Here is a 12114-nt window from a genome sequence, read left to right as displayed (position 1 = left end):
ATGGGCGAATTGCCCGGGTGTAGGGACGTGGAATGGGTCACCGTCTTCGCTCGGCGCCGAAAGGGACGGTTAATGTGAGCGATCCGGTGCGCCCGGCTCTGAGGGACGGTCCTGAGCCGCGCACCGTGTGACCGAGACCCGAGCGCCTTGGAGGGGAAGGCGCCGCGTGCCCCGACGGAGGAATCAGGCAACCGTGGACGCGCAAGGCCGTGGGCGGGCGGACGACGTCGACCCCGCAGACCAGTGGGTGCTCAACCCGGACACCGGCGAATACGAACTGCGACTGGGTCCTTCGGCACCGCAGTCGGGCGTCCCCGCGCCGCGCAGGCCGCGGTCCTTCGAGGCGGGCCCGCGGGCGCGCGGCCGTACGGAGGCGCCCGGCCGGTCACGGCCCGAGAGGCCCGGGCGCGCGGTGCCGCCGCCGCGCAGGCGGCGCGGGGCTCCGGAGGAGCCGGTGCCGGGGCGCCGCGGACGGCGCCCGGTGAAGAAGGTCTCGAAAGGCAGGAAGGTCCTGCTGTGGACCGGCGGCACGATGGCGTTCGTGCTGGTCGCCGGTGCGGGCGCCGCGTACTTCTACATCGAGCACCTGAACGACAACATCGCGTCCGTCTCCGACGACGGCGCGAGCACCGGTGGCTTCCAGAAGGACAAGGCGATCAACATCCTGCTGATCGGCACCGACAAGCGCACCGGCAAGGGCAACGACAAGTACGGCGACGCGGGCAGTGTCGGGCACGCCGACACCACGATCCTGCTGCACGTCTCCAGGGACCGTTCGAACGCGACCGCGCTGAGCATCCCGCGCGACCTGATCGTCGACGTGCCGGACTGCCCGACGACGCAGGAGGACGGCACGCAGAAGGTCATCCCCGGCACCCAGCAGGTCCGCTTCAACACGAGCCTCGGCCAGGACGGCCGCACGCCGAGCTGCACGATGCGGACCGTGACCGAGCTGACCGGGGTCAAGCCGGACAACTTCATGGTCGCGGACTTCAACGCGGTCAAGACGCTGACCAGCGCGGTCGGCGGGGTCGAGGTCTGTGTGGGCAAGGACCTCGACGACCCGGACTCGCACCTGAAGTTGTCCAAGGGCACCCACACCATCGAGGGCGAGCAGGCGCTGGCGTTCGTGCGCACCCGGCACGCCGTCGGTTTCGGCGGTGACCTGAGCCGGATCGGGCTGCAGCAGCAGTTCCTGAGCGCCCTGATGCGCAAGCTGAAGTCCAACGACACCCTGACCAGCCCCGCGAAGATGCTCGACCTGGCCGAGGCGGGCACCAAGGCGCTGACCGTCGACTCGCAGCTGGACAGCATCGGCAAGCTGAAGGACCTCGGTCTGGAGCTGGGCAAGCTCAACACCGAGAACCTGACGTTCGCCACCATTCCGGTCGTCGACAACCCGGCCGAGAAGGTGAAGGCCACCGTCGTGCTCAACGAATCGACGGCCCCGAAGGTCTTCGAGATGATCAGGAACGACGTTTCCTTCACCGCTGTCAAGGCGCGGAAGAAGAAGGACGCCGCCGCGGTCGCCGCCCGGCTGAAGGGCACCAAGTCCTCGGCCTCCGAGGTGCGGGTGCGGATCCTCAACGGCGGTGCCCTCGCCGGCAGCGCCCAGGAGACGCTGAGCTGGTTGCAGAACGAGGAGGGCGTCACCAAGTCGGAGAACGCCGGCAACGCGCCCGCCTCGCTGGCGAAGACCACGCTCGAGTACGCGCCCGACCAGGCCGACCAGGCCCGCCGTCTCGCGGACATCATGGGTCTGTCCGGCTCGGCGATGAAGCCCGGCGAGAGCGCGACCGACTCCCAGGGGCTGCCCGCCATGACACTGACCCTCGGCAAGGACTTCGAGGGAGCGGGTGTCTCCCTCACCGCACCCACGAAGGCACCGGCGGGGGTGCCGAGGTCCACCGCCGACAAGGTGACGTGCGCCGAGTGACTCCTCGTTCCTTCCCGTTCGCGCACCCGATGAGCCGGGCCGGAGCGTGACCACTTCCGGGGGTGCCCGCGATGACGCGGACCCTGGGCAAGGACCCCAAGGGGGCGGGGGTGCCCCTCACCACTCCGGCGAAGGTGCCTGACGACGTGCGGAAGGCCACGGCCGACAAGGTCGAGTGCGCGAAGTGACCTGACCGCCCCTTCCTGCGTCTCACAGGTGGACGGAGCATGCCCGGACGAATCGGCCGGGTGTACATCCGACCGGGCATGTCAGTGGTCCAACCAGGAGCGGAGACGACCGTACTCCGGCGGAGCACCGGGGAAACCCGTGGCCCGGGCGGACACGGGTCGCCCGTGATCCGAACACGACGCGGGGCGGACCCGTGGGTCGGCCGTAGGGGTGGGGAGGCAGGGATATGGCGCAGAGTGACGTGCGCGGAGGCAGCACGCGGCACGATTCGGGCGGCCTGGCCCAGGACGAGGGTCCGGGGACGCAGACGCCCGTCGCGGGCGGCGGCGAGGGGGGCGGAGGCGGCCACGGCCGACCACGCGGCCGACGGCGCGGCGGCGGACGCCGGATATTGCGCTGGTCCGCCATCGTGCTGTCGGTACTGATATTCGGGACGGCCGGCGCCGGATACCTCTACTACCGCCATCTCAACGGCAACATCGACAAGGGCACACGCAACAGCGGCGAATCCGGCGTCGAGAAGGCCGGGCCCAACGCGGCGGGCCAGACCCCGCTCAACATCCTGCTGATCGGTTCCGACAGCCGGAACTCGGCGGAGAACGTCAAGCTCGGCGGCGGCAGGGACAACGTCGGCAGCAAGCCCCTGGCGGATGTGCAGATGCTCCTGCACGTCTCGGCGGACCGCGAGAGCGCGTCCGTGGTGAGCATCCCGCGCGACACCCGGGTGGACATCCCCAAGTGCGTCGACCCCGACACCGGGGAGACCTACCCGGCCAAGAACACGATCATCAACGAGACGCTCCAGCGCGGTGGTCCGGGCTGCACCCTCGCCACCTGGCAGAACCTGACCGGTGTGTACATCGATCACTGGATGATGGTCGACTTCGCCGGGGTGGTGGCCATGGCGGACGCCATCGGCGGCGTCCCGGTCTGCGTCAACCAGAACGTGTGGGACCGGCCGCTGCCCGGTCAGCGCGGCGGCTCCGGACTGAAGCTGAAGGCCGGCAAGCACAACGTGCAGGGCAAGCAGGCGCTGCAATGGCTGCGCACCCGCCACGCCTGGGGCAGTGACCCACTGCGCGCCAAGGCACAGCACATGTACATGAACGCGATGATCCGGACGCTGAAGGAGCAGAACGTCTTCACCGACACCGGCCGGCTCATGGGCCTGGCCGAGGCGGGCACGAAGGCGCTGAAGGTGTCCGAGGAGATCGGCACGGTCAAGGAGCTGTACGACCTGGGCATGCAGCTGAAGTCGGTCCCCACGAACCGCATCACGATGACGACGATGCCGTGGATCGTGGACAACCTGGACCGCAACCACCTGCTGCCCAAGCCGCGGGACGCCGACAAGATGTGGGCGATGCTCCGCGACGACGTCCCCTTCGACAAGGCGGGGAAGGCGCGGGCGGCAGCGTCCTCGACGCCGTCCCCGGCATCGGGGAAGGCCACGGGTCCGGTCGCCGCGCCGGCCGCGGGACTGTCGGTCTCCGTCGTCAACGGGACGGCGAGCGACGAGCGGGCCGCCGTTGCGCAGCGGGCCGCCGCGATCGTGACGGCGCTGCAGCAGAAGGGCTTCACCCGGGCCGTCGCCTCGGGCCGGCAGGATCCACACGCCCGGACGCAGGTGACGTACCCGAAGAGCACCGGGGAACAGGGCCGCGCCAACGCGCTGTCGGTGGCGAAGGCGGTCGGCGTCCCGAGCAGCCAGGTGCGGGCCACGGACGACGTCACCACCACCCTGACCATCGGCAGCGACTGGCGGGAGGGGACGACCTACCCGAAGCAGAAGGCTCCCGAGGCGGGTGACCTGCCCGACTCCGCGGACGCGCTGACCGCCGACAAGCAGGAGTGCATGGACGTGTACCCGGCCTACCGGTGGTGAACTCGTCCGCGTCCGGTGCGTGAGAGAGCGGGGCCCGCCGTCCGGGAGGACGCCAGGGCCCCGTCTCGTCCAAGACGGCGGTTCAGCTGGGCCGGGGTTCAGCCGCCCGGCCCGGCGCGCCGGGCCGGGTGGAGACCGGCGGGCCCACGTGGCCGGGCCGGCCGGGGGGACGGGGAGTGCCGTCCCGGCGCGCCGGCGCAGCACAACCGCGTCGCGCGCACCGTGGGCCCCCTCCCGGACGGGAAGGGGGCCCACGGCCACGTCAGGTCAGGTCAGGTCAGGTCAGGTCGCGGCGGCGTCGGCGTGCACCGCGGGGCGCCGGGAGGCGATGACCTTCTTCGCCAAGGCCCGCGGGCTGGTCAGGAAGCCCCAGCCCCACGACATGTGCATCGTGGCCAGCGCCACCGGGATCTGCAACCGCGCCTTCAGCGGCAGGCCCTTGCCCGCCGGGACCGAGCCGAGCAGGATCGCCGCGAGATAACCGCCGGGCACCACGAAGCCCCACGGCGTCAGCAGAGCGCCCACCAGGAGGCCGGCCGCGATCGCGCACACGGCGGCCGGCGGGGCGAGGTAGCGCAGGTTGATCGAGCCCTCGTGGTAACGGGCGACCACGTGCCGCCAGCGCCCGTAGTCCTTGTACTGCTTGGCGAGCGCCTTCACGCTCGGCCGCGGCCGGTAGGACACCTTCAGCTCGGGCGAGAACCAGATCAGCCCGCCGGCCTCACGGATGCGGAAGTTCAGCTCCCAGTCCTGGGCGCGGATGAACTCCACGTTGTAGCCGCCCTGCTGCTCCAGCGCCTCGCGCCGGAACACACCGAGATAGACGGTCTCCGCCGGACCCGCCTGCCCGCCGGTGTGGAAGGCGGCATTGCCGACCCCGATCTTCGAGGTCATCGCGGCGGCGACCGCGTGCTCCCAGTCGTTCTCGCCCTCGGCGTGCATGATGCCGCCGACGTTCTGCGCGCCGGTCTCGTCAAGGAGCCGGACGGCGGTCGCGATGTAGTTCGGCGAGAGCATGCCGTGGCCGTCGACGCGTACGACGATCGGGTGCCGGGAGGCGTTGATCGCGGCGTTCAGCGCCGCGGGCGTACGGCCGGTGGGGTTGGGGACGGTGTGCACACGCGGGTCTTCGGCCACGAGCTCGGCGGCGATCTCGTCCGTGCGGTCCGTGGACGGACCGAGGGCGATCACGACCTCCATCTCGCCGGCGTACTCCTGCGCGAGGATGGCTTGGACTGCTCCCCGCAGATGCCGCTCCTCGTTGAGGACGGGCATGATCACGGAAACGGCGGGGAGCCGCACGTCGGGATTGGCGTTCATAGGAGCCTCACGTTACCGCGAACGGGGGACACCGGTGCGCGCCGCCGGGGCGGTGGCGCGGGCCGCAGATCGTATCGGCCTACGGTTTCACGGATCCCACGTACGGCCGTCGTCCGGAGGTGTCCCCATGCCCACGCCGCCGCGGTCCTCTCGGTCCACCGCCGCACCCCGGCGCCGCCCGCAGCCCCCCTCTCCCCGCCGTGCTCCGCGCCGCCCCCGCCCGGCCCGGCGCACACCGCGCTGGGGCATGCGGGCGGTCACCACCCTGTCCGTCGCGGTCCTCGCCTCCGCCGGTATCGGGCACGCGGTGATGACCAGCCTCGACGCCGACATCGCGCGGGTCGACCCCTTCAAGGACATGAAGAACCGGCCGCAGGCGGGCCACGGCATGAACGTCCTGCTGGTCGGCACCGACGGCCGGGAGAAGATCAGCAAGGAGGAGCGCCGCAAGTACCGGCTGGGCGGCGCCCCGTGCCACTGCACCGACACGATCATGATCGTGCACATCTCCGAGGACCGGAAACGGGCGAGTGTGGTGAGCCTGCCGCGCGACTCGTACGCGGTGGCGCCCGCGCACACCGACCGGACGAGCGGCAAGCGGCACCACGGGCATCCCATCAAGCTGAACGCGGCGTACGCCGAGGGCGGGCCGCAGCTGACCGTACGCACGGTGGAGGACATGACGAAGGTGAAGATCGACCACTACCTGGAGGTCGACTTCGCCAGCTTCATGAGGACGGTCGACGTGGTGGGGGGCGTGCAGATCTGCACCGCGACCCCCCTGAAGGACAGCCACACCGGCCTGGACCTCCCGGCCGGCCGGCACACGCTCGCGGGCGGGCAGGCGCTCCAGTTCGTCCGCGCCCGCCATGTCGACGGGGCCTCCGACCTGGGCCGCATGAAACGGCAGCAGCGCTTCATGGCGGCACTCGTGGAGCGGCTCACCTCCTCCGGGCTCCTCCTCAACCCGATGAAGTTCCGGGACGTGACGCGGGCGGTGCTCGGCTCGGTACGGGCCGACAAGGGCTTCGGCACGGACCAGATGCTGGACCTGGGCCGGGCCATGCGGAACTTCTCGCCCTCCTCCTCGGAGTTCACGACCGTCCCGATCGGGCGGATGGGGTATCCCGTGAAGGGCGTCGGATCGACGCTGAAGTGGGACCCGGTGAAGTCGGAGCGCCTCTTCCAGGCCCTGCGCCAGGACCAGCCGCTGTCCGTGCACCGGCCGCACGGCGCGGCCCGTATCGTCCCGGTCGCCCCGCAGCAGATCCGCGTCCAGGTGGAGAACGGCACCCGCGCCGCCGGCCTGGGCCGCCGGGTGGACGCGGCCCTGGCCTCGACCGGCTTCCGCACGACCAAGACCCCGGTGAACTCTGCCGGCCGCGACGTCAGGCGCACGATCATCGTCCACGACCCCCGCTGGGACCGCTCCGCGAAGTCCCTCGCGGCGGCTCTGCCGGGCAGTGAGCTCCGGGCGGTCAAGGGTCTGGGCCCGACCCTGAAGGTGATCGCCGGAGCGGACTTCGAACGCGTGCGGAAGGTGCGGGCCGAGGACCCGGGTCAGAGCGAGTTCGGGGTGGTGCGGGGCGACGAGGTGGCGTGCTCGTAGGCGCGCTCAGTCCTCGAAGCCCTCTGCCGCTCGCTTCTCCCGCAGGTCCATGATCGCGCGGCGGCGGGCCAGGCGGTGGGTGCGGCGGATCTGGGCCTCCTGGTAGCGGCGCTTGTCGCGTTCGGTCTCCGGGAGGACCGGCGGGACCCGGCGGGGCTTGCCGTCGGCGTCGACCGCCGCGAAGACGAGGTAGGCGGAGCCGACCTGCGTCGGTGGGGCGGACTCGTTCCAGCGTTCGGCCAGGACCCGGACGCCGACCTCCATCGACGTGCGGCCCGTCCAGTTGACCTGTGCCTTGACGTGGACGAGGTCACCGACGCGGACCGGTTCCAGGAACGCCATCTCGTCCATGGAGGCGGTGACGGCCGGCCCGCCGGAGTGGCGCCCGGCCACGGCTCCCGCCGCGTCGTCGACCAGCTTCATGATCACCCCGCCGTGCACCGTCCCCAGAAGGTTCGTGTCGTTGTGGGTCATGATGTGGCTGAGGGTGGTGCGGGACGCCGAAGTCGGCTTGCCCGGGATTTCCGGACTGCCGGAATCCGCAGCTGGGGCCTGGTCTGTCATGGCCCCCACCTTATGCCGAGGCCGCATGAGGGGGATTTGTGTCAGCTTCGCCACAGCCGTGCTCTGATTTTCCGACGACTCTTGTATGGCCCACTACGTGGACCTGCACACTGGGGCGCATGAATGATTGGCCCGAGGGGTTTTCCGGCGACAACCGCGGCAGCCGGTACGGACGCGGCAGCTCGAGCGCACAGCCCGAGAGCGCCCGTGTCATGCGGCAGGTCCGCCGCGGTCCGGCGGCCTCGCCCGGGCAGGCGGCGTACGGCGGCGCCCCGCCGTACGGCGGCGGGGTACCGCAGCAGCCGTCCTACGTGGACGGGGGTGGCCACGGCCCCGGTGACGGCTACGACAGCGGCTACAACACCGGCCAGGTCTACGGTTCCCCCGGCGGCCGAGGCCCCGGCGGACCGGGCGACGGCGTGTACGAGCCGGGCCCCGCGCCGAACTGGCGCCGCCGCATCAAGGTGACGGCCATCACGGTGGTGACGCTGCTGGTCGTGACGAGCGTCGGCACGTACTTCTGGGCCGACTCCAAGCTCAACCGCGACGTCGACCTGTCGAAGGTCATCGACCGTCCGGAGGCGGGCGAGGGCACGAACTACCTGATCGTCGGCTCCGACAGCCGCAAGGGCATGTCGGCCGAGGAGAAGAAGAAGCTGCACACCGGGTCCGCCGCGGGCAAACGCACGGACTCGATGATGATCCTGCACACCGGCGGCGGCGCCCCGACACTGATCTCGCTGCCGCGCGACTCGAACGTCACGATCCCGTCCTTCAAGGGCTCCGACTCCGGCAAGCTCTACCCGGCCTCGGGCCGCCAGACGAAGCTGAACGCGGCGTACGCCGAGGACGGCCCGGAGCTGCTGGTGCGCACGGTGGAGGCCAACACGGGCCTGCACATCGACCACTACGTGGAGATCGGCTTCGCCGGCTTCGCGAACATCGTGGACGCCGTCGGCGGCGTCGAGATGGACATCCCGAAGGACATCAAGGACACCAAGTCCGGCGCGGATCTGAACAAGGGCAAGCAGACCCTCAACGGCGAGCAGGCCCTCGCCTTCGTCCGCACCCGCTACGCCCTCGAGGGCTCCGACCTGGACCGCACGAAGAACCAGCAGAAGTTCCTGTCGGCCCTGGCCAACCAGGTCGCCACGCCGGGCACGGTCCTGAACCCGTTCAAGCTGTACCCGACCATGGGCGCGGGCCTGGACTCCCTGGTGGTCGACAAGGACATGGGCCTGTTCGACCTGGCGTCCATGTTCTGGGCGATGAAGGGCGTCAGCGGCGGCGAGGGCAAGTCGATGAACATGCCGATCGCCGGCAACGCCGTCAACGGCAACCTCCAGTGGGACACCGCGAAGGTGAAGACGCTGGTGAGCCAGCTGAAGAACGACGAGCGGGTCACCGTCTCGGGCAACTGACCAGGCGGGCGGGCAGCGGAAGGGGGCACCCGGGCGGGTGCCCCCTTCGCCGTGCGGCGGTCCTCACATCGAGGCGGCCGACATCGAGCGGCACATCTCGGCGCAGCGGCGACAGGCCTGCGCGCACCGCATCATCTGGGCGTCGTCCGGCATGGACATACACGCCTCGGCGCACATGTCACAGGCTCGCGCGCACATGGCGCACATCTCGGCCATGAGGGGCGAGCGGCGCATCATCATGTCGGCGCACATGCGCGTCATCTCGGCACAGTCCATGACCGTGCGCATGATCTGCATCTGGGCCGGGCCGCCCATCTGCAGGCAGGAGCTCATCGTCTCCTCGCACACGCTGTGGCAGGTCATGCACGCCTGCACGCACTCCTGCATCTCCTTGCTCAGCTGGCTCGTGGTGGTGGGTTGCTGGGTCATGACGTCCTCCCGGGGGGCGGGAGCCGCGGATCGGCGCCCGCTCCTCTCGTCCTACGCCTGTGGCCCCATGAGCACCACAGGACGGACTCGCCCGTGGCGGTCCGCCCTCACCTGTGAGGCACGACTCACCGGTGGCTGCGTGAATCCTCCGGCAGCGGCAAAAAGGGTGTGCAGGCACGCCGGAGGCCCGGCGTCGCCGGGCCGGGGGCGGCGAGTGAACCGTGCAGGGGGGAGACCCACCCATGACGCAGCAGATGTACGACGAACGGCGGGTGCCGGAGACGAGAGGGCCCCAGGGGCAGAAGCAGCGGCTGCGCAGGCGGCTGGAGCGGCTGATCGGCGTCGCCGCGACCGAGGGCAACGAACTCGTGCCGTTGCGCAACGGCGACGAGATCTTCCCCGCGATGCTGGCCGCCATACGCGCCGCTGAGCACACCGTCGACATGATGACGTTCGTGTACTGGCGGGGCGAGGTCGCCCACGAGTTCGCCGACGCCCTGGCCGAGCGGGCCCGCGCAGGGGTCCGGGTGCGGTTGCTGCTGGACGGCTTCGGGGCCAAGGAGATAGAGCCCGGCCTGCTGGACGCGATGGACGAGGCCGGTGTCCAGGTGGCCTGGTTCCGCAGACCCACGCGTCTGTCGCCGATGCGGCAGAACCACCGCTGCCACCGCAAGGTGCTGGTCACCGACGAGCACACGGCCTTCACCGGGGGCGTGGGCATCGCGCAGGAGTGGTGCGGCGCCGCCCGGAACCCGGACGAGTGGCGCGACACCCATGTACAGGTCCGCGGACCCGCGGTGGACGGCGTCGCCGCGGCGTTCGCCCAGAACTGGGCCGAGTGCCACGACGACCTCTACGACGACCACGACCGCTTCACCGCCCAGGAACAGCCGGGCCGGGCCACGGTCCAGGTCGTGCGGGGGTCGGCCTCCTTCGGCTGGCAGGACATGCAGACGGTGCTGCGGGTCCTGATCACCTCGGCGCAGGAGCGCCTGCGGGTGGCCACGGCCTACTTCGCCCCGGACACCTACTTCGTCGGTCTCCTGGCCGCGGCGGCGCGCCGCGGGGTCCGGGTCGAGATCCTGCTGCCCGGCCCGTACACCGACCAGCGGGCGTGCCTGCTGGCCGGGCGGCAGCACTACCAGACGCTCGTCGAAGCGGGTGTGGACGTGCGGGAGTACCAGCCGACCATGCTCCACACGAAGATCATCACGGTGGACGGGGTGTGTTCCCTCATCGGCTCCACGAACTTCAACCGCCGCTCCATGGAGCACGACGAGGAGGTCGTGCTCGCCGTTCTCGACGAGGACTTCACCGAGGCCCTGGACGCCGACTTCGACGCCGACCGGGAGCGCAGCGAGCCGATCGACGCCACCCGCTGGAAGCGGCGCCCCCTGCCCGAGCGTCTCGCTGAAGCCGCGGTCACCCCGATCCGCCGCTTCCTGTGAGAACGCCGGGGGCCGGGGCTTGCCGGCCCCCGGAGCGCGACTACGGCAGGTTGCGCGCCATGACGATGCGCTGGACCTGGTTCGTGCCCTCGTAGATCTGCGTGATCTTGGCGTCGCGCATCATGCGCTCCACCGGGTAGTCGCGCGTGTAGCCGTATCCGCCGAGGAGCTGGACCGCGTCCGTGGTGACCTCCATCGCCACGTCCGAGGCGAAGCACTTGGCGGCGGCGCCCAGGTAGGTGAGGTCGGCGTCGACGCGCTGGGAGGCGGCGGCGGCCTGGTAGGTCAGGGCGCGGGCGGCCGAGATCTTCATGGCCATGTCGGCGAGCATGAACTGGATGCCCTGGAAGTCGGCGATCGGCTTGCCGAACTGCTTGCGCTCCCGGACGTAGCCCTTGGCGTAGTCGAGGGCGCCCTGGGCGATGCCGAGGGCCTGGGCGGCGATGGTGATGCGGGTGTGGTCGAGGGTCTTCATCGCCGTGGCGAAGCCGGTGCCCTCCTCGCCGATCATGCGGTCGGCGGGGATGCGGACGTTGTCGAGGTAGACCTCGCGGGTCGGGGAGCCCTTGATGCCGAGTTTCTTCTCGGGGGCGCCGAAGGAGACGCCCTCGTCGGACTTCTCGACGACGAAGGCGGAGATGCCCTTGGAGCGCTTGGCCGGGTCGGTGACGGCCATGACCGTGTAGTACTCGGACTCGCCGGCGTTGGTGATCCAGCGCTTCACGCCGTTGAGGACGTAGTGGTCGCCGTCGCGGACGGCTTTGGTCTTCATGCCGGCGGCGTCGGAACCGGCGTCGGGCTCGGACAGGCAGTAGGAGAACATGCCGTCGCCCTTGGCGAGCGGGGTCATGTACCGCTTCTTCAGGTCCTCCGAGCCGGAGAGGATCACCGGCAGGGAGCCCAGCTTGTTCACGGCCGGGATGAGGGAGGAGGAGGCGCACACGCGGGCGACCTCTTCGATCACGATGACGGTGGCCAGCGCGTCCGCGCCGGAGCCGCCGTATTCCTCGGGTACGTGCACCGCGTGCAGGTCGTTCGCGACCAGCGCCTGGAGGGCCTCGCGCGGGAAGCGGGCCTCCTCGTCCACCGCGGCGGCATGCGGCGCGATCTTCGCCTCGGCCAGCGAGCGGACGGCGTCCCGGAGCATGTCGTGCTCCTCGGACGGGCGGTACAGGTCGAAGTCAGCCGATCCGGCCAAGGTCTCTCACGCTCCAAAACGCTGCGATGCTGAGGCTAACTACCGTTAAGTAATCAAAAGTTTATGGGGTCGCCCACAGGAGTGATACGTGAGCTAGGCGACAGCGGAGAAGTTG

At 70.5% G+C, this 12114-nt stretch carries 9 protein-coding genes; 5 read left to right on the top strand and 4 right to left on the bottom strand.

Annotation, left to right across the window (positions count from 1 at the left end):
- Positions 1-193: 193 nt before the first annotated feature.
- Both ACIQHQ_RS13860 and ACIQHQ_RS13855 read left to right on the top strand, forming a co-directional pair.
- Complete coding sequence (locus ACIQHQ_RS13860; RefSeq protein ID WP_402612144.1) at positions 194-1936, top strand: LCP family protein; 1743 nt, start codon at positions 194-196, stop codon at positions 1934-1936.
- Positions 1937-2351: 415 nt separating this feature from the next.
- A complete protein-coding gene (locus ACIQHQ_RS13855) occupies positions 2352-4010 on the top strand; it encodes an LCP family protein (RefSeq protein ID WP_402612143.1) in 1659 nt (552 codons plus the stop codon).
- 282 nt (positions 4011-4292) lie between these two features.
- Here the strand turns inward: ACIQHQ_RS13855 and ACIQHQ_RS13850 are convergent, their stop codons facing one another.
- On the bottom strand, positions 4293-5330 hold the full coding sequence (locus tag ACIQHQ_RS13850; RefSeq protein WP_402612142.1) for a glycosyltransferase family 2 protein: 1038 nt from the start codon (positions 5328-5330) through the stop codon (positions 4293-4295).
- A 247-nt stretch (positions 5331-5577) separates the two neighbouring features.
- Here ACIQHQ_RS13850 and ACIQHQ_RS13845 point away from each other — a divergent pair, with 247 nt between their 5' ends.
- Positions 5578-6939, top strand: a complete 1362-nt coding sequence (locus ACIQHQ_RS13845; RefSeq protein WP_402612141.1) for an LCP family protein — start codon at positions 5578-5580, stop codon at positions 6937-6939.
- A 6-nt stretch (positions 6940-6945) separates the two neighbouring features.
- On the opposite strand, the gene ACIQHQ_RS13840 is transcribed toward ACIQHQ_RS13845, so the two are convergent.
- Positions 6946-7503, bottom strand: coding sequence for an acyl-CoA thioesterase (locus tag ACIQHQ_RS13840; RefSeq protein ID WP_184561399.1), 558 nt, complete (start codon positions 7501-7503; stop codon positions 6946-6948).
- Positions 7504-7622: 119 nt separating this feature from the next.
- Here ACIQHQ_RS13840 and ACIQHQ_RS13835 point away from each other — a divergent pair, with 119 nt between their 5' ends.
- Positions 7623-8924, top strand: coding sequence for an LCP family protein (locus tag ACIQHQ_RS13835; RefSeq protein ID WP_402612140.1), 1302 nt, complete (start codon positions 7623-7625; stop codon positions 8922-8924).
- A gap of 63 nt (positions 8925-8987) precedes the next feature.
- Here ACIQHQ_RS13835 and ACIQHQ_RS13830 read toward each other — a convergent pair whose 3' ends face one another.
- Positions 8988-9353 (bottom strand): four-helix bundle copper-binding protein, encoded by a 366-nt coding sequence (locus ACIQHQ_RS13830; RefSeq protein WP_402612139.1) that lies wholly within the window; start codon positions 9351-9353, stop codon positions 8988-8990.
- A 254-nt stretch (positions 9354-9607) separates the two neighbouring features.
- On the opposite strand from ACIQHQ_RS13830, the gene ACIQHQ_RS13825 reads away from it, so the two are divergent.
- Complete coding sequence (locus ACIQHQ_RS13825) at positions 9608-10801, top strand: phosphatidylserine/phosphatidylglycerophosphate/cardiolipin synthase family protein (RefSeq protein WP_402612183.1); 1194 nt, start codon at positions 9608-9610, stop codon at positions 10799-10801.
- A gap of 40 nt (positions 10802-10841) precedes the next feature.
- On the opposite strand, the gene ACIQHQ_RS13820 is transcribed toward ACIQHQ_RS13825, so the two are convergent.
- A complete protein-coding gene (locus tag ACIQHQ_RS13820; RefSeq protein ID WP_402612138.1) occupies positions 10842-11999 on the bottom strand; it encodes an acyl-CoA dehydrogenase in 1158 nt (385 codons plus the stop codon).
- Between the last annotated feature and the right edge of the window lie 115 nt (positions 12000-12114).

It is taken from the genome of Streptomyces sp. NPDC092370 (genome assembly GCF_044755265.1).
Lineage (GTDB): Bacteria > Actinomycetota > Actinomycetes > Streptomycetales > Streptomycetaceae > Streptomyces.
This window is presented reverse-complemented; position numbering and strand designations above follow the sequence as displayed.

Excerpts from the sequence above, each read along its gene's own strand:
- ACIQHQ_RS13825 (WP_402612183.1), top strand. The coding sequence starts at position 9,608 with ATGTACGACGAACGGCGGGTGCCGGAGACGAGAGGGCCCCAGGGGCAG.
- ACIQHQ_RS13830 (WP_402612139.1), bottom strand. The coding sequence starts at position 9,353 with ATGACCCAGCAACCCACCACCACGAGCCAGCTGAGCAAGGAGATGCAG.
- ACIQHQ_RS13845 (WP_402612141.1), top strand. The coding sequence starts at position 5,578 with ATGCGGGCGGTCACCACCCTGTCCGTCGCGGTCCTCGCCTCCGCCGGT.
- ACIQHQ_RS13835 (WP_402612140.1), top strand. The coding sequence starts at position 7,623 with ATGAATGATTGGCCCGAGGGGTTTTCCGGCGACAACCGCGGCAGCCGG.
- ACIQHQ_RS13855 (WP_402612143.1), top strand. The coding sequence starts at position 2,352 with ATGGCGCAGAGTGACGTGCGCGGAGGCAGCACGCGGCACGATTCGGGC.
- ACIQHQ_RS13850 (WP_402612142.1), bottom strand. The coding sequence starts at position 5,330 with ATGAACGCCAATCCCGACGTGCGGCTCCCCGCCGTTTCCGTGATCATG.
- ACIQHQ_RS13840 (WP_184561399.1), bottom strand. The coding sequence starts at position 7,503 with ATGACAGACCAGGCCCCAGCTGCGGATTCCGGCAGTCCGGAAATCCCG.